Genomic DNA, 22,351 nt, shown 5'->3' on the forward strand with positions numbered 1-22,351 from the left:
CTCCTATATTGTTCGGTTACGAATTGTATGGTAACATACAATTTAAAATTTGTAAACTTTTTTCATAGAAGTTCTTTATAAGTCGTTGTATAATAGAAAAGAAAGTGAGGAAGACAAATGGAAATTAAAGAAAGGTTTTTAAATTATGTGAATTTTGACACACAATCAGATAGTTATTCACATACTGTTCCTTCAACTTCAAAACAATTAAAATTAGGAAATTATTTAGTTGAAGAATTAAAATCATTAGGAATTGAAAACACAAAAATAGATGAATTTGGTGTAGTTTATGGAACAATTCCTAGTAATAATAATCATCAAGGAGATGTTATAGGTTTTATTGCCCACATGGATACTTCTCCTGATGCAAGTGGTAAAGATATTCATCCACAAATTATCAAAGATTATCAAGGTCAAAAAATTACTTTAAATGCAGATAAAGAACTTTATCTAGACCCTGAACAATATCCTCAACTCTTACAACTTATTCATCATGATTTAATTACTACAGATGGAACAACTTTATTAGGAGCTGATGATAAAGCTGGTATTGCAATCATTATGCAAATGGTGGAATATATTTATAATCATCCAGAATTTAAACATAATGATATTCAAATTGCTTTTACACCTGATGAAGAAATTGGACATGGTAGTGATCACTTTAATGTTGATTACTTCAATGCACAATATGCTTATACCATTGATGGTGGAGATATTCACATTGTTGAATATGAAAACTTTAACGCATTTAGTGCCGAAGTGAAAGTCCATGGAAGAAGTATTCATCCAGGAAGTGCTAAAAATAAAATGATCAATTCAACGCGTGTTGCCTATGAATTTGATTCACTTTTACCTGTGCATATGCGCCCTGAATCAACAGAAGGTTATGAAGGATTTAATCACCTTCACTCGATTCAAGGAACTTGTGAAGAAACAGTTGCTGAATATATTATTCGTAACCATGACTTACAACAAGCAAATAAACAATGCCAAGACTTTAAAGACATTGCAGAGTTCTTAAATAAAAAATATGGTTATAAAATTGTTGAAGTAACGATTACAGAAAGTTATTTAAACATGAAAGAAGCTCTAAAAGATCATATGTTCATTGTTGAACAAGCTTTAGCTGCCATTAAAGAAAATGGTTTAGATGCTTATTGTTCACCAATTCGTGGTGGTACAGATGGTGCACGTTTAACATTCAAAGGACTTCCTTGTCCTAATCTTGGTACAGGTGGTTTTAACTATCATGGACCCTATGAATATTGTTCACTTACTATGATGGAAAAACAAGTTCAAATCTTACTTCATATTTTAAAAAACACTGCTTCTAAATAAGCATTAACAAAAAATCGTGTGGATTTCTTAGACAATAAATAAAGCAAAAGTATTAACTTAATTTCTTAACTTAGTAGCATTACAAAAAAAGCCGTGATTTTTCACGACTTTTTGATATTAAAATTAAATATTTGTATTTCTTATAATTTACTTTTGATTTTCTTTATTTAATTCCAAAGTATCTATTTTTTTAATAAATGGTAAATAAATAACAAAAGATACAACAATCATCACAAATTGCCATAATGCAACACGCCACCCACCAATCAAAAGTCCTGATATAATTGGTGGTGTTGTCCAAGGAACCATAACCCCGCTAAATAATGGTAAAATTCCCATATACATTAATAAGTAACTACTTATACCTATAATTAAAGGAACAAGAACAAATGGAATTAATAAATATATATTAAGTACAATTGGTGTCCCAAAAATAATTGGTTCATTAATGTTAAAGATATTAGGTACAATGGATAATTTACCTAAGCTACGTAATGACTTTGATTTGGCAAAAAATGTAATATAAATCACTAACCCAATCACAATTCCAGCACCAGACATACATAAGAAATTGTCCCAAAATTGTTGTGTAAAAATATGTCCACCATTTTGAATTGTAAGAGGCAATCCTGAATCTATAATTTTTTGATTAGCTGCCATATTTGCTTGTAAAATTGGTGAAAGAATTCCTCCACATATAGAACCACCATGGACGCCTGTCCACCATAATAAAGACATAACAACTGTCATAATAATAACGCCAAAGAATGAATCTGTAATTCCTTGTAAAGGAATTTGAATTACCGAATAAATAAGCTCTGCAAATGTTGTATTAAATATAAAGTGACATATAGCATAAATAATTGCACAAATAGTAATAATAATTCCAGTTGGTAATAGTGACGAAAATGAATCTGCAACACCACTAGGCACACCATCTGGCATTTTAATGCTAATATCTTTTTTTACACATAAAGAATAAATATATCCAACTAAAAAACCAATTAAAATAGCACAAATCATTCCTTGACCAGCAGTCCAATCTTTAGAAATAATTCCTGTAACTGATTCCCCACTGTCTAATACCTTAGAAGATGGAGTTAATAAAATAAAAGCTGCTAAACCAGTTAAAGCGCCATTTATAGCTGTTATTACTTGATCATTCTTCAAATAAGAATAAGTAATTCCTATTACTGTAAAGAAGGCCATTAATGAAAACGTAGAAGAATATACTTGAGAACATACATCTCCTATTCCACTTTCACTAATTACTTTACTTACTGATTCAATTGGTAAGTTGGCAATCAACAGGAACAATGATCCTATCATTAAAAAAGGTAAAGAAAACATCATTCCATCCTTTAAAGCCTTTATAACTTTTGTATTTGTAAACTTCGATATATAAATAACTAATGTTTCATTTATAAATTTGTTCATATTATTTATCTCCTATAAAATTTCACCATTTGATGAAATAACTCTTTTATACCATTCAAAAGAAGCTTTTCGATATCTTCTTCCACTACCTTTAGCTTGATCATCTAAATCAACATAGATAAATCCATATCTTTTTGCCAATTCACCAGTAGAAGCACTTACAATATCGATTGCTGACCAAGGAGTATATCCCATGACTTCTACACCATCTAACTCAATTGCTTTTTTCATTTCTGAAATATGGTTTCTTAAGTAATCAATACGATAATCATCATTAATGATTCCATTTTCTAATTTATCATAAGCTCCAAAACCATTTTCAACAATAAACATTGGTTTTTGATATCTTTCATAAACTTCATTTAAAATAATCCTTAATCCTGTAGGATCAATAGCCCAACCCCAATCACTTTTCTTTAACAATGGATTTTGTACTTCAATAAAGTCATGTATTTTATCATATTCTGCAATCGTTGATTTATAATAACTAAACCCTATATAATCCACAGTACCTCGTTTTAAATCTTTTAAATCTTCATCAGTTATATCTAATTGAATATTACTCCTTTCCCACTTTTTTAAAGTATAGGTTGGATAATATCCCCTTACATGAACATCACTAAAGAAATACCTCTTATCCATTGCTTTAATTCCTGCAAGAATATCTTGTGGATTACAAGAAGAAGGATAAATTGGGCCAAAATGCAACATGCAACCTACTTGCATAGAGGCATTAATTTCTTTTGCTCTTTGAACTGCTCTAGCACTTGCAACAAACTGATAATGAGATATTTGATACATTGTTTGTTCAATATTTTCATTATCTTCATATAAAACACCTGCTCCAGTCCAAGCATTAAAAGGATTATCGGTATCTATAAGATTATTAATTTCATTAAATGTCATCCAATATTTGACCTTTTTGCTATATCTTTTAAAACATGTAATCGCATATCTTTCAAAGAATGTAATTAATTGTCTATTTCTCCAACCACCATATTTTTTTGCTAAATAAAGAGGCATTTCAAAATGAGATAAAGTAACAATAGGCTCTATTCCATATTTTAAACATTCATCAAAAACATGATCATAATACTCTAGCCCTTCTTCATTAGGCTCTAATTCGTCACCTTGAGGATAGATCCGTGGCCACGAAATACTTAAACGGAAACATTTAAAGCCCATTTCAGCAAATAATTTAATATCTTCTTTATAATGATGATAAAAATCAATTCCATAATGGTTAGGATAATATTTATCATCTAATATTTCATAAGAAATTTCTCGAGGGTGATCAACATCACCAGCTGACATAACATCGGTTACACTTAATCCTTTATGTCCTTCTTGATAGCCACCTTCGTATTGATTAGCAGCAACAGCACCACCCCATAGAAAACTTTTATTCATAATCATTCTCCCATTTTAAATTTATCAACTGCTTTTGTTGTTTCTTCTAAATAAGAATAATTACTTATCAATTTTAATGAAGTAAATATATTAAAAACATACTGTAAAGAAGCAATATAAACAGCGTTAGATAGTTCAATTGTATTTTGAGTGGTCATAATCACAATTGTTTCATCACAATATTTACAAATTTCTCTTTTTTTATGATCACAAATCACAATTGATTTAGCATGAGATTTACGAATATCCTTTGCTATTTTTAACATTTCCTTATTTTGACCTGTATGTGTTAAATAAATGCAAACTGTATCGTTTGGTTTCCTTTGCTTTAAGTATTGAAGATGCATTGGATTTAAACTGTTATATGCTTTAGAAATAACCCCTTCTTCTTCAAAATTCAAACTATAAATTTCTGCTAAAGAAAAATTAATACCAGTTCCATAAATTTCAATATATTTAGCATTTTTAATAAGTTGATAAATTCTTTCTATAACTTGTCTATCTAGTAAACTTTTTGTATACTCTATCGCTCTTTTATGTAAAAGTTCGATTTTATTTAAAGCATCATCAATTGAACTCTCACTTGAAAAAGGTTCAATTTTAAAATCATTTTTCAATTCAAGTAAATGAGAATATTCAGCCGCATATTGATATTTAAATTCTTTATATCCATTAAAGCCCAGTTTCTTACACAACCTAGAAATCGTTGCACTACTGGTATAACTTAATTTTGCCAGTTCATTAATATTCTTTTTTAAAATATCTTCTTGATTATTTATTATATAATCCACTAAATACTTTTCTTGAATTGTTAAATGGTCTAATGTTTTCATTTTGTCAATAATCATCATATTTCCTCTTTTCACCGGTTAAAAGATTCAAATTAATTATCTTCTTATCTAGAAGACATCTTCATCATAATTAACAACAACTTGTAAGTCAATCTTCTGTAAGCATTTGCAATCAAATCGAAAAAAACTTTCAATTTCACAATTATTAACAATAAAAATTGAAAGAAATTATCAAAAAAGGTTGTTACGAAATTCAATAAATAATTTCATAACAACTTTTTTATTTTGTATTATTTTTATTTATATAAAAAGAGAACAACATTTCGCATTCGTTCTCTTTTTTTGAAGATTTTCTTACAATATTTTAGGTTGCCTTCTTAAGTGCCTCCTAAACTATTTTTTTGTCCATTTTTCAAATTCTTCATCAGTAGCTAAAACATAATGAGTTCCATCTACTAAATGTTCAGTACCTTTTGTATAATCGACTCCACTTTCTTTATAATCGTAAGTAAATGATTTACGTACTTTTTCTACACGTGGATTAGGATGAGGAATAGCACTTAATAATGATTTTGTATATGGATGAATTGGATTATCAAAGATTTCTTCAGTAGTTCCTGTTTCTACTAAATGTCCTAAGTGTAATACCCCAATTTTATCACTGATATATTTAACCATTGATAAGTCATGTGCAATGAATAAATAAGCAATTCCTGTTTCTTTTTGAATCTTTTTCATCAAGTTAACAACTTGTGCTTGAATAGATACATCTAACGCTGAGATTGCTTCATCAGCAATAATTAAATCAGGATTCATAATTAATGCTCTTGCAATACCAATACGTTGTCTTTGTCCACCTGAGAATTGATGTGGATAACGTGAAGCATGTTCTCTTGATAAACCAACAAGTTCAAGCATTTCATAGATTTTTTCATTTCTTTCTTCAATAGAAGAATAAGATTTATGAATATCTAAACCTTGACCAATGATATCAATAACTTTCTTTCTTGGATTTAAACAAGCCATTGGATCTTGGAAAATCATTTGCATCTTTGTATGTAATTCTTTAGATGTTTCCTTATCTAATTTTCCACCAATTTCTTTTCCATTGAAAACAATTGAACCAGAAGTTGGTTTATATAAACGAATAATACTTCTACCAGTAGTTGATTTACCTGAACCAGATTCACCTACTAAACCATAAGTTTCACCTGGCATAATATCAAATGAAATACCATCAACTGCTTTTACAGTAAAGTTACGATTAATTTTAAAATGTTGTTTTAAATCTTTAACGACAAGGATAGGTTCTTTATTTTCCATTATTCAACACCCTCCTTTTTCATTTTTTCTAATCTGTTTTTTAATTCAACTGGCATTTCAACTTTTGGAGCTTTTTCATGCATTAACCATGAAGCAACTTTATGAGTTGTACTACCAGGTACTTTAAACATTGGAGGTTCAATTCTTAAGTCAATATTTAAAGCATACTTATTACGTGGAGCAAAAGCATCACCTTTTACTTCATGTGCTAAGTTTGGTGGTGTACCAGGGATTGTGTATAATTCATCATCATCAGTATCTAAATCTGGCATAGATGATAATAATCCCCAAGTATATGGATGACGTGGATCATAGAAAATTTCATCAATGGTTCCAGTCTCTACGATTTTACCAGCGTACATAACATTTACATAATCAGCTACTTTAGCAACAACACCTAAGTCATGTGTGATATAAATAACTGATAAATCTTTTTTCTTTTGAATATCTTGAATTAATTCAAGAATTTTAGCTTGGATAGTAACATCCAATGCAGTTGTAGGTTCATCACAAATTAAAACATAAGGATCACAAGATAAAGCAATTGCGATAACAATTCTTTGTCTCATCCCACCAGATAATTGGTGAGGATAGTTTTTCATACGTTTTTCAGCATTAGTAATACCTACTAATTGTAATAATTCAACTGCTTTTTTATAAGCTTCTTCTTTTGGTGTATTGTAATGATGAATCATTGGTTCCATAATTTGATTTCCAATTGTCATTGTAGGGTTTAATGATGTCATTGGATCTTGGAAAACCATGGCAATTTTACGACCACGAATTTCACTTTGCATTTCTTTTTCACTTAATTGACAAATGTCTTTTGTGATTCTTTCACCTGTATTTTCATCTGTCCAAGTGTAGTTAATAGAACCACCATCAATTGAACCATTTCCAGCCATGATACCCATGATTGCTTTAGTAGTAACTGACTTACCTGATCCAGATTCACCAACGATAGCGATTGTTTCACCTTTATATAAATCTAAGTTAACACCACGAATTGCATTAACAATACCACTATCAGTTCTAAAAGAGATATTTAAATCTCTGACTTCTAATATTTTTTCTCTTTCTGCCATAATTACATCTCCTTCATAGTTGGATCAAGTGCATCACGAAGTCCATCACCAAATAAGTTGAAACTTAACATTAAGATAGAGAAAATAATAACTGGAATTACCATCATGTAAGGGTAAATAGTAATTGAGTTAAATCCATCATTAATTAATGTACCTAATGAAGCCATTGGAATTGGTAAACCTAAACCAACGAACGATAAGTATGCTTCATAGAAGATAGCATTTGGAATAGACATCATAATCATAATAATCATTTGACTATAAATATTTGGTAAAATTTCTTTAAAGATAATAAACATGTTACTAGCTCCTAAAGTACGTGAAGCTAAAACGAATTCTTCTTCTTTTACTCTTAAAACTTGAGCTCTTGTAATTCTTGACATACCAATCCATTCAGTAAATGATAAAGCCATGATAATTGTGAATAATGATGCTTTCATCACCATTAATAACAATGTTAATATTACTAAAGTTGGGATAGAGTTAATGATTTCTTGAATTCTTTGCATTACTGAATCAACTTTACCTCCAAAATAACCAGAGATCAGTCCGTATGTCATACCTACAATCACGTCAATGAAGATTGCAACAACGGCAATGAATAATGAATATCTTGTACCTGTCCAAACACGTACAAATAAATCTCGACCATAAGTGTCTGTACCAAAGAAATGTTCAGCACCTGGTGAAATACTTGCAATTTTTGTATTGATTGCATCAAATTTATATGATGAAAACATTGGAGCAAAAATAGCAAATACTGCGATAACTAAAATACAAATTAAACCGATAACGGCACCTTTGTTCTTTTTAAAACGATTTAAAGAATCTTTCCAAGCAGGAAGTGATGGAGCAACAATGTCTTTAGTAATGTCTTGTTTGTCTCCAACGAATTCAAAATCGTCTGGTAAAAATTCAATCTTTTCTAAATCCATTATTAATCATCCTTTCCTAATCTAATTCTTGGATCAATAATTCCATAAGAAATATCAATAATTAACATCATGAAAATGTACATTGCAGCATATAAGAATGAACAAGCTAAAATGATGTTGTAATCATTTGATAAAATACTATTAATTAATAATTTACCTAATCCAGGAACAGAACAAATCTTTTCAACAACCATAGTACCTGTCATTAAGTTTACTAAAATAGGTCCTAAAATTGTGATTACTGGAATTAAAGCATTTCTTAATGCATGTTTGAAAATTAAAGTTTTACGATCTAATCCTTTTGCTTTTGCAAGAGTCATATATTCACTTGTTAAAACTGAAACCATTTCAGTACGTGTAAAACGTGCAACGTTTGCAATAACACCAACAGATAAAGCTAAAATTGGCATAATTGATGATTTAATTGCATTCGATGAACTATATGAAGTTGGTAACAATCTTAATTTTGAAGCAAATAATAATAAAATTAACATTGCAAATACGAATGATGGGATGGAAACCCCAATTACAGAAATAACTGTAGCGATTGTATCCCAAATTGTATTTTTATGTAATGCAGCAAATACTCCTAAGAACATACCAATAACTGTTCCAATAATTACTGCACATAAACCGTAAATCATAGATAATTTTGCAGCACTTCCTACAAGTGAAGATACTTGCATATCTTTATATAAGTTAAATGAAACACCGAAATCCCCTGTTAACATATTTTGAATATAACGTACGAATTGAACCGGAATTGGTTGATCCAATCCATATTGTGCTTCAATAGCAGCTCTGGCTGAAGCACTTAATTTTTCATTGTTAATTGGAGAACCTGGTAAAAATTTAACCATTAAAAATAATACCATTAAAATAACGAATAATGTAATTAACGAAATAACTAAACGTTTTCCGATATATTTTAAGGTTGAATTACTCATCTTTTTTCCTCCTATATTTATTTAAAAAAGAAACACAATACAGAATACTATATTGTGTTGTCTTCTCTATGTTCTTTTTTAGATTGAACTATTTTGATACATATTCGAATGTATATGGAACACCAACTGGTTTAATACCTAAGTTTTTAACTTTTGTATTTTGTAAAGTAGCAGTTCCTTTTTCGAATACTGGAATATATCCTAAATCTTCACATAAGATTTTTTCTGCATCGATCATTAATTGCCAACGAGCATTAGCATCAGTTTCACTGTTAACTTTTCCCATGATTGAATCATATTCAGCATTTGACCAATGACCATAGTTGTTATTGTTGTCAGTTAAAGCTAATGTTAAATAAGTTGTAGGATCACCATAGTCAGGTCCCCAACGAGTTACTGATAAATCGAAATCTCCATTTTTTTGTTTGTTGTAGATACGATCTTGTTTAGTAGTAGCAACCATTTCAATTTTTAATCCTTTTAAGCTAGAGAAAGCGTTTTGTAAATAAGTTGCAAATACATCCATTGGAGATTCATCTGTACCATAAGTTAATCTTAAAGTAATTTCAGATTTTCCTAATTCTTTTAATCCTTCATCTAAAGCAGCTTGTGCAGCTTTTTTGTCATATGAAGTATATGTTGCAGCTTCATCACGGAAATCTTTTCCTTCTGGAGAAATTGATAATCCTGAAGGTACGAAACCTTTAGCAGCTTGTGAACCGTCTTTTAATACGTTTTCACATAAATCTTTTCTGTTGATAGCTAATGATAAAGCTTTTCTTACATTTAAGTTAGCTAAATCACTATTTTCTAAATTTGGTTGAATGTAGAATAAGAATCCTTCAGAAATATTTTTGAATGATTCATCTTTTTTGTATTTATCAACTAAGTCAGAGTTGATAATAGCGAAATCAGTTTCACCTGCTTCAAAAGCTTGAGCAGCAACTTTTGGCTCTTGAACTAATTTCATCACTAATTTGTCGATTTTTACATCTTTAGCAGCATAGAATTTATCATTTTTTTCGAATTCAGCTACTGAACCTGGTTCCCAGTTTGTCATAACGAAAGCACCGTTACCTAAAATAGAATCAGCACTCTTACCATATTTATCACCTTGTTTTTCACAGAATTTTTGGTTAATTGGATAGAAACATGGGAATGACATTAATTCATCAAAGAATGAAACTCTTGTAGTTGTAGTAATTTCTAACGTTTTGTCGTCTACAGCTTTTACCCCTAATTTGTTTAAGTCTTCATCAGTTAAATCTTGTTCTGCATCGATTTTATCTGATAATTCTTGAGCACCTGCGATGTTAGCAATACCATCGCAGAACATGTAATAGTAGTTTCCTTTCTTTTTGAAAATTCTTTGCCATGCATAAACGAAATCGTTTGCTGTCACAGCATCACCATTAGACCATTTAGCATCTCTTAATTTATAAGTGTGTGTTAAACCGTCTTCTGAAACTTCTGAAGATTTAGCAATACCATATGTAGTAGTACCATCTTTAGCAGGTTTCATTAGCCCATCAATAATTGCATGTAATGCAGTAAATGAGCATCCGTCTTCGGCATCTGATGAGTCTAAATTTTTGATATCTAATTCACTTGAATAAGTGTAAGTAGATGAATCATCACTAGATCCCCCACACCCAGCAAGAGTTAGAGCCATCATAGCACAAAGTACCATAGATAATAATTTTTTCATTTTTTCTCTTCCCTTCTATAAATCGCCTTTGTATACACTAATACATATACAATAAAAATTTATGCTTTAATATTAGTACAATGCGTTATAGAAGTCAACAAAAAAAACGAACTTTGTATACAAAATTGTATTATTGTTTATACAAAAAAATATTTTTCAATCTACATTCAAGAATAAAATAGAACAATTGTTTTTTATACATTTATTTTTGACGTTTATATTAATTGGAAGACAACATATTTTTTTATTCTTTTTTAAGAAGAAACACAATACCGAAATATTGTGTTTCTGTTGATTTTATCGACTATTTTGATACATATTGGAATGTATATGGAACCCCTACAGGTCTAATTACTAAACCTTTTACATCTTTATTTTGTAAAGTTGCAGTACCTTTTTCAAATACTGGGATGTAACATAAATCATCCATCATAATTTTTTCTGCATCAATCATTTCTTGCCAACGAGTATTAACATCAGATTCATTAGCAACTTTATCCATTAATGCATCTAATTCACTGTTTGTATATTTACCATAGTTGTTACCATTAGTAGAAATACCCATTGTTAAGTAAGTTGTAGGATCACCATAGTCAGGTCCCCAACGAGTTGTAGCTAAATCATAATCACCATTTTTTTGTTTGTTGTAGATACGATCTTGTTTAGTAGTAGCTACCATTTCTACTTTAATACCATCTAATTTACTTAAAGCGTTTTGTAAATAAGTTGCAAATACATCCATTGGAGATTCATCTGTACCATAAGTTAATCTTAAAGTAATTTCAGATTTTCCTAATTCTTTTAATCCTTCATCTAATGCAGCTTGAGCAGCTTTTTTATCATATGAAGTATAAGTATCTGCTTCATCACGGAAATCTTTTCCTTCTGGAGAAATTGATAATCCTGATGGAACAAATCCTGAAGCAGCTTGTGAACCATCTTTTAAGACGTTTTCACATAAATCTTTTCTATTGATTGCTAGTGAGATTGCTTTTCTTACATTTAAGTTAGCTAAATCACTATTTTGGAAGTTTACTGAAATATAGAATAAGTAACCTTCATTAATTTGTTTGAATGAATCATCTTTTTTGTATTTATCAACTAAGTCTGAGTTGATTGGAGCGAAATCAGTTTCACCTGCTTCGAATGCTTGAGCAGCAACTTTTGGATCTTGAACTAATTTCATTACTAATTTGTCAATTTTAACTGTTTTAGCATCATAATATTTATCATTTTTTTCAAATTCAGCTACTGAACCTGGTTCCCAGTTTGTCATAGTGAAAGCACCATTTCCTAAAATAGTTTTAGCACTCTTACCATATTTATCACCTTGTTTTTCGCAGAACTTTTCATTGATTGGATAGAAACATGGGAATGACATTAATTCATCAAAGAATGAAACACGAGTAGTTGTAGTAACTTCTAATGTTTTATCATCGACTGCTTTAACACCCATTGCATCTAAATCAGCATCTGTAATATCTTCTTCATTGTCAATTTTATCTGACATTTCTTGTGCCCCTACAATACTTGCAATACCATCACAGAACATGTAGTAATATTGACCTTTCTTTTGGAAGATTCTATGCCAAGCATAAACGAAATCATTTGCAGTAACAGGATCACCGTTAGCCCATTTAGCATCTTTTCTGATTTTGTAAGTATGAGTTAACCCGTCATCTGAAACTTCAGAAGATGAAGCAACACCATTTACGATATTACCTTTCTTATCTGTTTTCATAAGCCCATCAATAACAGCATGCATTGCTGTAAATGAGCATCCGTCATCGGCATCTGATGAATCTAAGTTTTTAATATCTAATTCACTTGAGAAAGTGTAAGTAGATGAATCTCCTCCTGATCCCCCACAACCAGCAAGAGTTAGAGCCATCATAGCACAAAGCACCATTGATAATAGTTTTTTCATATTCTCTCTTCCCTTCTTAAATTATCTTTTGTGCAATAAATCGACATGTTGTATACAATTTATCGATTTATTAACTTCATAATAGTGGATTAGTCTTTAAAAGTCAATACTATTTTGGATATTTGTATACAATGCAATATATTAATTTATTACCGTGATAGTTTTTTATTAAAAAAGACATCATATTTTCTTATTATGCCTTTTCTCTTTTTATTCAGTTTTTTCTACATATTCAAAAGAAATTGTTCTACATGGTTTAATAACTAGATTTTTTACTTTTGGATTTTGTAATGTTGCCGCTCCTTTTTCAAAAACAGGAATATATGCATAACCATCTAGTAAGATTTTTTCTGCATCTTTCATTTTTTGCCAACGAGTATTAGCATCAGATTCATTAGCAACTTTATCCATTAATGCATCTAATTCACTGTTTGTATATTTACCATAGTTGCTACCATTTGTTGATAATGCAATTGTTAAATAAGTTGTAGGATTTCCATAATCCGGTCCCCAACGTGTTACTGCTAAATCAAAATCACCATTTTTTTGTTTGTTGTAAATACGATCTTGTTTAGTAGTAGCTACCATTTCTACTTTAATACCATCTAATTCACTTAAAGCATTTTGTAAATAAGTTACAAATACATCCTTTGGAGATTCATCTTTACCATATGTAAATCTTAACGTAATTTGATCTTTTCCTAATTCTTTTAATCCTTCATCTAAAGATTCTTGTGCTTTTTTCTTATCATAAGATGTAAAGTTTCCAGAATCTTTTCTAAAATCAACGCCATCTGGACTCGTTGCTAAACCAGAAAGAATAAATCCTGTTGCTGCAAAAGAACCGTCTTTTAATATTTTTTCGCATAAATCATTTCGATTAATTGAAAGTGAAACTGCTTGTCTGATATTCGCATTAGCAAGATTTGCATTTTGAAAATTCACAGATAAATAATAAAGGAAGCCTTCTGGTACTTGTTTAAAAGCTTCATCATCTTTATATTTATCTACCAAATCCTAATTGATTGGTGCATAGTCTGTTTCTCCTGCCATAAATGATTGAGCCGCAACTTTTGGATTTTGAACAAGTTTCATCACAAGTTTTTCAATCTTTACAGTTTTTGCTTCATAGTAATCTTCATTCTTTTTAAATTCCGCAATAGATCCTGGTTCCCAATTTGTCATAATAAAAGCACCATTTCCTAAAATAGCTTTTGCGCTTTTACCATATTTATCTCCTTGTTTTTCACAAAACTTTTCATTAATTAGGAAAAAACATGGAAATGCCATTAATTCATCAAAGAAAGAAACACGTACAGTTATTTTTACTTCTAAAGTATAGTCATCGATTGCTTTTACACCCATAGAATTTAAATCATCATCCGTAAGTTCTTCACCTGCATCAATTTTATCTGATAACTCTTGAGCTCCTTCAATACTTGCAATTCCATCTACAAACATATAATAATAACTTCTCTTTTTTCTAAAAATACGTTGCCATGCATAAACGAAATCATGAGCTGTTACAGGATCTCCATTTGTCCATTTAAAATCTTTTCGAAGTTTGTAGGTATGTGTTAAACCGTCTTCAGACAATTCTTCACTTTTAGCAACCGCGTTTACGATATTTCCTTTTTTATCTGTTTTTGTAAGTCCATCGATTACTGCATGAATTGCCTTGAGTGAACATCCATCATCTGCATCTGACGAATCTAAATTTTTAATATCCAATTCACTTGAATACGTATAAGTCGTTATGTCATCTCCATTTGATCCAACACATCCCGTTAATGTTAAAACCATTAAACAACATAAAAATAATGAGAGTATTTTTTCATATTCCCTTTCTCCTTTTTTATCAAAAAAAGAAGTAGATTTCTCTACTTCATTATTTTACTACACTCATGGCAAGAGCTAAAGCTCCAACAACCCCAGCATTATCCCCTAATTCTGGATAAACGATATAATCTTTAATTTTATCAGTAGTCACTTCTTCTTTTTGAATATAACCATTTAAGAATTCTTGAGTATATTTATGAATCATTGGAAAAAGTTGTTTTTGATGCATAACACCACCACCTAGAATAATTTTCTTAGGTGAAAGAGTTAAAATATAATTTGCCATCGCTTGTCCAATATAATAAGCTTCTAAATCCCATGCCGGATGATCTCCTGGAAGTTCACTTCCTTTTACTCCCCATCTTGCTTCAATGGCAGGACCAGCTGCTAAACCTTCAAAACATGTTCCATGATATGGACATTTTCCTGAATATTTATCATCTTCTCTAACAATCATTTTCATATGTCCCATTTCTGGATGAAGTAACCCGTGTACAAGTTTACCACCAACAACGGCTCCTCCACCAATTCCTGTTCCAATTGTAAGATAAAGGGCACTGTCTAATCCTTTTGCCGCACCAAATGTTGCTTCACCTAAAGCAGCCCCATTAACATCTGTATCAAAAGCCATAGGAATGTCATATCTTTCTTTTAAAGCACCCATAATGTTATAATTATTCCATCCTGGTTTAGGTGTTGTTGTAATATAACCATAAGTTGGACTTGTAAGATCTGGATCAATAGGTCCAAAACTTCCTACACCTAATGCTTCAATTTCTTTTCCATCAAAGAATTTAAAAACATTTTCCATTGTTTTTTCAGGTGCTTCTGTAGGAAATGATTCTCTTTCTAAAACTTCTCCTTTTTCATTTCCAATACAAACTACAAATTTAGTTCCACCTGCTTCAATTGCTCCTAATTTCATTATTATATCTCCTTTTTTCCTTTACTCTTATTTTAAACAACTCTGATTATAAAGTAAATATGCAATTATAAATTGAAAAAGAGTTACATGATTTAGATGATAACTCTAAATTCATGAACTCTTTTTTCATTAATTATCTAAATATCTTGTATAACGATCTACATGTAATAATCTGTTAGCATTATCTACACGTTCTTTAGTTGGAGGTTTTATTCCTTCTAATTGATAAGGAATCTTCAATTCTTCCCACTTAAAGACACCTAAAGTATGATAAGGAAGTATTTCTACACGATAAACATTAGAAAGGGTAGAAATAAAACGATCTAATTCAATTAAATCTTCATCATAATCACTTCTTTCTGGAACAAGAACATGTCTAATCCAAATTGGTTTATTAATTTCAGATAAATACTTTGCCATATCTAAAATATTTTCATTACTTCTTCCTGTAAGTGCAATATGTCTTTCATTATTGATTTCTTTAATATCAACAAGTAATAAATCTGTATACTCCATCAGTTCATTAAATTTAGAAAAGAAAGGTTCTTCTCTAGTAAAACATCCACCACTGGTATCAATACATGTATTGATACCTTCTTTTTTTGCAAGTTTAAATAATTCTAAAACAAAATCTATTTGAGCTAAAGGTTCTCCACCACTAATCGTAATGCCCCCTTTTTTACCCCAATATGTTTTGTACTTCATTGCTTGTTGAAGCGCTTTTTCAGGAGTATATTCTTCGTATTTCTTTGAACCCCATGTATCAGGATTATGACAAAATTGACATCTTAAAGGACATCCATGTAAGAAATAAATATAACGTACTCCTGGACCATCGACTGATCCAAAGCTTTCTATTGAATGAATTCTACCAATTGTTTCCATTTTTCCTCCGTAACAAAACAACCTCATAAGAGGTTGTTTTCATTATTTGATTAAGTTATTGATTACATATGTTCATGACAAGTTCTTGCGATAACATCTAATTGTTGTTCACGAGTTAAGTCAATGAATTTAACAGCATATCCAGATACACGAATTGTGAAGTTTGCATATTCTTCTTTTTCTGGATGTTCCATAGCATCAATTAATTTTTCAGTTCCAAATACGTTAACATTTAAGTGATGAGCACCTTGTTCAAAATATCCATCCATAACTTGTACTAAGTTATTAACTCTTTCACCTTCATCATGTCCTAAAGCATCTGGGTTGATTGTTTGAGTATTAGAAATACCATCCAATGCCCATTCATATGGTAATTTAGCAACTGAGTTTAATGAAGCTAATAAACCATTTTGTTCAGCACCGTAAGATGGGTTAGCACCTGGTGATAATGGTTCACCTGCTTTACGTCCATCAGGTAATGAACCTGTAGCTTTACCATAAACAACGTTTGAAGTGATTGTTAAGATAGAAGTTGTTGGTTCTGAATCTCTATAAGTATGATGTTTTTTGATTTTAGCTAAGAATTCACCTAATAACCATACAGCGATATCATCAGCACGATCATCATCGTTACCATATCTTGGGAAGTCACCTTCAACTTCATAATCTACTACGATACCATCTTCATCTCTGATTGTTTTAACTTTAGCATATTTGATTGCGCTTAATGAATCTACTACATGTGAGAATCCAGCAATACCAGTTGCGAAAGTACGTTTTAGATCAGTATCAATTAATGACATTTGTGCAGCTTCATAATAATATTTATCATGCATATATTGAATTAAGTTTAATGTATTAACATAAAGATCTGCTAACCATTCCATCATTTGGTCATAACGTTCCATAACTTCATCATAGTCTAAGTATTCAGAAGTAATTGGACGATATTTTGGAGCCACTTGATCTTTAGTTTTTTCATCAATACCACCATTGATAGCATATGTTAAACATTTAGCTAAGTTTGCACGTGCACCAAAGAATTGCATTTCTTTACCAGTTTGAGTAGCTGATACACAACAACAAATTGAGTAATCATCTCCCCATACAGGACGCATTACATCATCATTTTCATATTGGATTGAGCTAGTATCTACTGAGATTTTAGCAGCAAAACGTTTGAAGTTTTCTGGTAATGCTTTTGTATATAAAACTGTTAAGTTTGGTTCTGGTGAAGGACCCATGTTTTCTAATGTGTGTAAGAAACGGAAACAGTTTTTAGTAACCATTGAACGTCCATCAGTTCCTAAACCTGCAACTTCAAGTGTAGCCCATACTGGGTCACCAGAGAATAATTGGTTGTAAGAAGGAATACGAGCAAATTTAACCATTCTACATTTCATAACGAAATGGTCTACTAATTCTTGTGCTTCTTCTTCTGTTAATGTTCCGTTAGCTAAATCTCTTTCTACATAGATATCTAAGAAAGTAGAAATACGTCCAACTGACATTGCAGCACCATTTTGAGTTTTGATTGCAGCTAAGTATCCAAAGTATAACCATTGGAATGCTTCATGAGCATTTTTAGCTGGTTTAGAAATGTCATATCCGTAGATAGCAGCCATTTCTTTCATACCTTTTAATGCTTTTACTTGTTCAGCAATTTCTTCTCTTTTACGAATGATATCTTCAGTCATTGATCCACTACCACAATGATTGAAATCATTTACTTTTTGTTCAATTAAGAAATCAATACCATATAAAGCAACACGACGATAGTCACCAACAATACGTCCACGTCCGTATGTATCAGGTAAACCTGTAATTACTTTATTATGACGAGCTTTTTTAATTTCTGGTGTATAAACATCGAATACTGCTTGGTTATGTGTTTTATGATATTTTGTGAAAATTTCATGTAATTTTTCATCTGGTTCATATCCATAAGTTGCAGCAGCTTGTTCTGCCATTTTGATACCACCATAAGGCATGAAAGCTCTTTTTAAAGGTTTGTCAGTTTGTAAACCAACAACTTTTTCTAAATCTTTCATTTCTTCATCGATATATCCAGGACCATAAGCAGTAAGTCCACTTACTACTTTAGTTTCACATTCTAATACTCCACCTTTAGCTCTTTCTTCTTTTTGTAACTTTTGAAGTTTTCCCCAAAGTTTATTAGTAGCTTCTGTAGGACCAGCTAAAAATGATTCATCTCCATCATAAGGTTTATAGTTATCTTGAATGAATTGACGAGTGTTTACTTCTTCTTTCCAAAGTCTTCCTTTAAATCCGTTCCATTCTTCATTGAATTTATCTGTTAAAGCCATTTTGTTTATTTCCTCCTAAATCAAAATTCCTTCATAATTATAGCACTTACATTTTGCATAGACAACAAAAACTTAAAGAAAATGATGAGCGCTTACATAATTATTTTACAAGTTTAGTATAACAGGAATCATTCCTAAAATCCAATCATATGCTCTTATAAAGAATATTTATTTTTTCCTAGCTTTTCTAATTGATTTAGTATATAGTTTACGTAGACATTTTAGGAGGCTTTTTTATGACATTAACAAACCAAGCTTTATCAAGCGCTGCTGATAAAGATTTAGAATTATCAAAACAAGTATGTCGCGAAGCAGTAAATGAAGTAATCGAGAAAAATCATTTAACATTATCTCCACAATTTACGCAAAATCTCGTTGTACATCTTGCAATTGCAATACTTAGAATCAAAACAAACAATTACATTCCTTTAAGTCAAGGACAAATCACATCATATAAAGCAAACACTAACTATGATTCAGCAGTTGAAATTTGTAATATTCTTAGTAAAAAATTTGATATTGAATTTCCAGAATCAGAATTAGCACTTATTTCAATGTACCTATCTAAAAATAACGTATTAGATGTTGAATTTAATGCTGGTGTTAATTTATTAGATGATGAAATTATTGATGTTCTACAAAACACTTTAGATTCTTTATTTAAACAAAAAGGTATAGATTTAAGAAATAATGAAAAATTACTTGTTTCTTTAGGATTACATTTAACACCTGCACTTGATCGATTATTAGATGATAGTCAAATCGAAAATCCTTTAACTGCAAAGATTAAAGAAAGACATCCTAAAGAATTTGCAATGGCAGAAATCTTAAATGACGCTATTGAATCTATTTATCATAAAAGATTTACTGAAGATGAAGTGGCTTATTTTGCATTACACTTTATTGTTTCAGCAAGACAAAAATAGAAGTTCACATTGAACTTCTATTTTTTTATAAATATTTACCTGTAATACTCTTTATATTATTTTTTATTTCTTCAACACTACCAGTAGCTACAATCATTCCACCATCTTGACCACCACCTGGCCCCATATCAATTATATAATCCGCATTTTTCATCACATCACGATCATGTTCAATGACGACGACTGTCGCACCTTGATCTACCAGTGATTGAAAAACTTTAACTAATATTTGAACATCTAAAGGATGTAATCCAATCGTAGGTTCATCAAAGATAAAAATTGAATCATTTTGAGACTTACTCATTTCACTTGCAAGTTTTAAACGTTGTGCCTCTCCACCAGATAAACTTGGTGTTTCCTCACCCAATGTCAAATATCCTAAACCTAAGTTTTCTAATACTTCCAGTTTTCGATAAACACCTTTTAAACCTTGACAAGCTTCTTTAGCAAAACTCACATCCATTTCCATCAATTCAGGTAAAGAATACTCTTTCTCTTTTGACGTTTTATATTTAATAAAATAACTTTCTTTATTATATCTAGAACCATGACAATCAGGACAAGTCACATGAACATCTGGCAAGAATTGTACATCCAAACTTAATGTCCCTGTTCCATCACAAGTTGGACATCTAAGCTTTCCTGTATTATAAGAAAAATCTCCTGCTTTGTACCCCTTAGACTTAGCGCTTTCTGTTTTGGCAAATCTTTTTCTAAGTTCATCATGAACATTAATATAAGTAGCAACAGTCGAACGAATATTAATACCAATAGGTGAAGCATCAATCAGTTTGATATGTTCTATTCCTTCCATTTGAACATCTTTAACATGATCAGGTAATGATGCGTCATTGATTTTAGTTTGAATCGCTGGTAACAAGCTTTCTAGAATCATCGTTGTTTTTCCAGAACCTGACACTCCTGTAACAACCGTTAATTTCCCTTTAGGAATATCTACTTCTAAAGGATGGACTGTATGTATTTGATTTGTTGAAAGATGAATTTTTCCAAATTCAAATAGTTGTTCAATTGGAGATATTGGACGCATTTTTTCATCATAATGATTTGTAAGGAATGGCCCAATCATTGACTTTTTATCATTTTTAATTTGTTCTATTGTTCCTTCCGTAAAAACATAACCTCCATTTTTTCCTGCTTCTGGTCCCATTTCAATGAGCCAATTCGCTTCTTTAATAATTTCAGTATCATGATCTACTAATAAAATAGAATTTCCATCATGAATTAAATCATTCATGACTCCTATAAGTCCATAAATATTAGAAGGATGTAATCCAATAGAAGGTTCATCTAAAACATAGAGAATACCTGTTGTACGATTTCTTACTGCTCTAGCAAGTTGCATATGTTGTCTTTCTCCTGTTGAAAGTGTAGAAGCAGCTCTATCTAAAGAAAGATAGCCCAATCCTAAATCTAACAGCCTTTTAGAAACATCTAAAAACGAATCACAGATTTCACGAGCCATTGGCTTCATTTCATCAGGCATTGAATCTGGAATACCTCTTACCCATTCTACTAAATCATTTAATGGCATTTGACAAGCTTTATCTAAACCAATTCCTCTAATCAAAGGTTTTCTTGCTTCTTTTGATAAACGTGTTCCCTGACATTCTGGACAAATTTCTTCTTTTAAAAACTTTTCAACTCTTTTCATTCCTTTATCATCTTTAACTTTTGATAAAGCATTTTCTACTGTATAAGTTGCATTAAAATAAGTAAAATCCATTTCTCCTGCATGATCCGTATTTTTAGCCTTATAAAAAATATGTTTCTTTTCCGCCGGTCCATAATAAACAATATTTTTTTCTTCATCAGTTAATTGATTAAAAGGCACATCTGTTCTTACTCCCATAGCACGACAAACATCTGTCATCAAAGTCCACATTAATGAGTTCCATGGAGCGACTGCTCCTTCATCTATGGTAAGTGTTTTATCAGGAACAAGCGAATCAATATCAACAATTCTAACAATTCCTGTTCCACCACATTTAAGACAAGCTCCTTGACTATTAAAAGCTAACTCTTCAGCACTTGGTGCATGTATTTTTTCTTTACAAATTGGACAGATGATTTCTTTTTCAGCAGCCACATTTAAAGTTGGTTCAATATAATGACCATTTTTACAACAATGCTTAGCAAGACGTGAATACATGAGTCTTAAACTATTTAAAAGTTCTGTCCCTGTTCCAAACGTACTACGAATACCTGGAACAGCCGGTCGTTGGTGAAGTGCTAAAGCCGCAGGAACATAAAGAACTTCATCTACTTGTGCCTTCGTAGCACTCGTCATACGCCTTCTTGTATAAGTTGATAAAGATTCTAAGTATCTTCTTGACCCCTCACTATAAAGAACACCCATGGCTAGTGATGATTTTCCTGACCCTGAAACACCTGTAATAGCAACTATTTGATTTAATGGTATATCAACATTGATATTTTTTAAGTTATGTACTTTTGCACCTCTTACTTTTATTTTCTCTGGTGTATTTCCCATATAATCCCTCATTTCTTCTTTAGTTATATATTA

The 22,351-nt window shown here is 30.8% G+C and carries 15 protein-coding genes and 1 pseudogene; 2 read left to right on the forward strand and 14 right to left on the reverse strand.

Features of this window, described 5'->3' with window-relative positions; translation table 11 throughout:
• Window positions 1-117: 117 nt before the first annotated feature.
• On the forward strand, window positions 118-1,341 hold the full coding sequence (gene pepT, locus LJD34_RS03240) for a peptidase T (protein ID WP_227359167.1): 1,224 nt from the start codon (window positions 118-120) through the stop codon (window positions 1,339-1,341).
• A 147-nt stretch (window positions 1,342-1,488) separates the two neighbouring features.
• On the opposite strand, the gene LJD34_RS03245 is transcribed toward pepT, so the two are convergent.
• From LJD34_RS03245 to pflB, 13 genes and pseudogenes are all read right to left on the reverse strand, one after another.
• The gene (locus tag LJD34_RS03245; protein WP_022001620.1) at window positions 1,489-2,778 is read right to left on the reverse strand and encodes a PTS sugar transporter subunit IIC; all 1,290 of its coding nucleotides are present in this window, start codon (window positions 2,776-2,778) and stop codon (window positions 1,489-1,491) included.
• A 12-nt stretch (window positions 2,779-2,790) separates the two neighbouring features.
• A complete protein-coding gene (locus LJD34_RS03250; protein ID WP_199664653.1) occupies window positions 2,791-4,194 on the reverse strand; it encodes a 6-phospho-beta-glucosidase in 1,404 nt (467 codons plus the stop codon).
• Window positions 4,191-5,039, reverse strand: a complete 849-nt coding sequence (locus LJD34_RS03255; RefSeq protein WP_227359168.1) for a MurR/RpiR family transcriptional regulator — start codon at window positions 5,037-5,039, stop codon at window positions 4,191-4,193. The genes LJD34_RS03250 and LJD34_RS03255 overlap by 4 nt, the downstream gene beginning before the upstream one ends.
• A gap of 333 nt (window positions 5,040-5,372) precedes the next feature.
• Entirely contained in the window at window positions 5,373-6,302 is a 930-nt protein-coding gene (locus tag LJD34_RS03260) for an ABC transporter ATP-binding protein (RefSeq protein WP_032089804.1), read from the reverse strand.
• Window positions 6,302-7,387 carry an ABC transporter ATP-binding protein gene (locus tag LJD34_RS03265; RefSeq protein ID WP_032089803.1) on the reverse strand — a complete coding sequence of 362 codons (1,086 nt, stop codon included), beginning with the start codon at window positions 7,385-7,387 and terminating at the stop codon, window positions 6,302-6,304. The genes LJD34_RS03260 and LJD34_RS03265 overlap by 1 nt, the downstream gene beginning before the upstream one ends.
• 2 nt (window positions 7,388-7,389) lie before the next feature.
• A complete protein-coding gene (locus LJD34_RS03270) occupies window positions 7,390-8,322 on the reverse strand; it encodes an ABC transporter permease (RefSeq protein ID WP_227359169.1) in 933 nt (310 codons plus the stop codon).
• A gap of 2 nt (window positions 8,323-8,324) precedes the next feature.
• Window positions 8,325-9,269: an ABC transporter permease gene (locus LJD34_RS03275; RefSeq protein WP_032089801.1), complete on the reverse strand. Its 945-nt coding sequence runs from the start codon at window positions 9,267-9,269 to the stop codon at window positions 8,325-8,327.
• 88 nt (window positions 9,270-9,357) lie between these two features.
• Window positions 9,358-10,977: a peptide ABC transporter substrate-binding protein gene (locus tag LJD34_RS03280; RefSeq protein WP_032089800.1), complete on the reverse strand. Its 1,620-nt coding sequence runs from the start codon at window positions 10,975-10,977 to the stop codon at window positions 9,358-9,360.
• A 304-nt stretch (window positions 10,978-11,281) separates the two neighbouring features.
• Entirely contained in the window at window positions 11,282-12,904 is a 1,623-nt protein-coding gene (locus tag LJD34_RS03285) for a peptide ABC transporter substrate-binding protein (RefSeq protein WP_227359170.1), read from the reverse strand.
• A gap of 210 nt (window positions 12,905-13,114) precedes the next feature.
• Window positions 13,115-14,707: pseudogene (locus tag LJD34_RS03290) on the reverse strand (peptide ABC transporter substrate-binding protein).
• Window positions 14,708-14,792: 85 nt separating this feature from the next.
• Window positions 14,793-15,668 (reverse strand): ROK family protein, encoded by an 876-nt coding sequence (locus LJD34_RS03295; protein WP_147580572.1) that lies wholly within the window; start codon window positions 15,666-15,668, stop codon window positions 14,793-14,795.
• 129 nt (window positions 15,669-15,797) lie between these two features.
• Window positions 15,798-16,553, reverse strand: a complete 756-nt coding sequence (pflA, locus tag LJD34_RS03300; protein ID WP_147580573.1) for a pyruvate formate-lyase-activating protein — start codon at window positions 16,551-16,553, stop codon at window positions 15,798-15,800.
• Between the two features lie 62 nt (window positions 16,554-16,615).
• Entirely contained in the window at window positions 16,616-18,880 is a 2,265-nt protein-coding gene (gene pflB / locus LJD34_RS03305; RefSeq protein WP_032089796.1) for a formate C-acetyltransferase, read from the reverse strand.
• Window positions 18,881-19,116: 236 nt separating this feature from the next.
• Between pflB and LJD34_RS03310 the strand changes: the two genes are divergently transcribed.
• The gene (locus LJD34_RS03310; protein WP_052010826.1) at window positions 19,117-19,806 is read left to right on the forward strand and encodes a BglG family transcription antiterminator; all 690 of its coding nucleotides are present in this window, start codon (window positions 19,117-19,119) and stop codon (window positions 19,804-19,806) included.
• A 25-nt stretch (window positions 19,807-19,831) separates the two neighbouring features.
• Here LJD34_RS03310 and LJD34_RS03315 read toward each other — a convergent pair whose 3' ends face one another.
• The gene (locus tag LJD34_RS03315; RefSeq protein WP_227359171.1) at window positions 19,832-22,318 is read right to left on the reverse strand and encodes an ATP-binding cassette domain-containing protein; all 2,487 of its coding nucleotides are present in this window, start codon (window positions 22,316-22,318) and stop codon (window positions 19,832-19,834) included.
• Window positions 22,319-22,351: the final 33 nt, after the last annotated feature.

It is taken from the genome of Faecalibacillus sp. MSK20_93 (assembly GCF_020589945.1).
Taxonomy (GTDB): domain Bacteria; phylum Bacillota_I; class Bacilli_A; order Erysipelotrichales; family Coprobacillaceae; genus Faecalibacillus; species Faecalibacillus intestinalis.

Coding starts and splice junctions, on each gene's coding strand:
- pflB (WP_032089796.1), bottom strand. CDS start 18,880: ATGGCTTTAACAGATAAATTCAATGAAGAATGGAACGGATTTAAAGGA.
- LJD34_RS03245 (WP_022001620.1), bottom strand. CDS start 2,778: ATGAACAAATTTATAAATGAAACATTAGTTATTTATATATCGAAGTTT.
- LJD34_RS03295 (WP_147580572.1), bottom strand. CDS start 15,668: ATGAAATTAGGAGCAATTGAAGCAGGTGGAACTAAATTTGTAGTTTGT.
- LJD34_RS03255 (WP_227359168.1), bottom strand. CDS start 5,039: ATGATGATTATTGACAAAATGAAAACATTAGACCATTTAACAATTCAA.
- LJD34_RS03285 (WP_227359170.1), bottom strand. CDS start 12,904: ATGAAAAAACTATTATCAATGGTGCTTTGTGCTATGATGGCTCTAACT.
- LJD34_RS03265 (WP_032089803.1), bottom strand. CDS start 7,387: ATGGCAGAAAGAGAAAAAATATTAGAAGTCAGAGATTTAAATATCTCT.
- LJD34_RS03310 (WP_052010826.1), top strand. CDS start 19,117: ATGACATTAACAAACCAAGCTTTATCAAGCGCTGCTGATAAAGATTTA.
- LJD34_RS03260 (WP_032089804.1), bottom strand. CDS start 6,302: ATGGAAAATAAAGAACCTATCCTTGTCGTTAAAGATTTAAAACAACAT.
- pepT (WP_227359167.1), top strand. CDS start 118: ATGGAAATTAAAGAAAGGTTTTTAAATTATGTGAATTTTGACACACAA.
- pflA (WP_147580573.1), bottom strand. CDS start 16,553: ATGGAAACAATTGGTAGAATTCATTCAATAGAAAGCTTTGGATCAGTC.
- LJD34_RS03250 (WP_199664653.1), bottom strand. CDS start 4,194: ATGATTATGAATAAAAGTTTTCTATGGGGTGGTGCTGTTGCTGCTAAT.
- LJD34_RS03315 (WP_227359171.1), bottom strand. CDS start 22,318: ATGGGAAATACACCAGAGAAAATAAAAGTAAGAGGTGCAAAAGTACAT.
- LJD34_RS03270 (WP_227359169.1), bottom strand. CDS start 8,322: ATGGATTTAGAAAAGATTGAATTTTTACCAGACGATTTTGAATTCGTT.
- LJD34_RS03280 (WP_032089800.1), bottom strand. CDS start 10,977: ATGAAAAAATTATTATCTATGGTACTTTGTGCTATGATGGCTCTAACT.
- LJD34_RS03275 (WP_032089801.1), bottom strand. CDS start 9,269: ATGAGTAATTCAACCTTAAAATATATCGGAAAACGTTTAGTTATTTCG.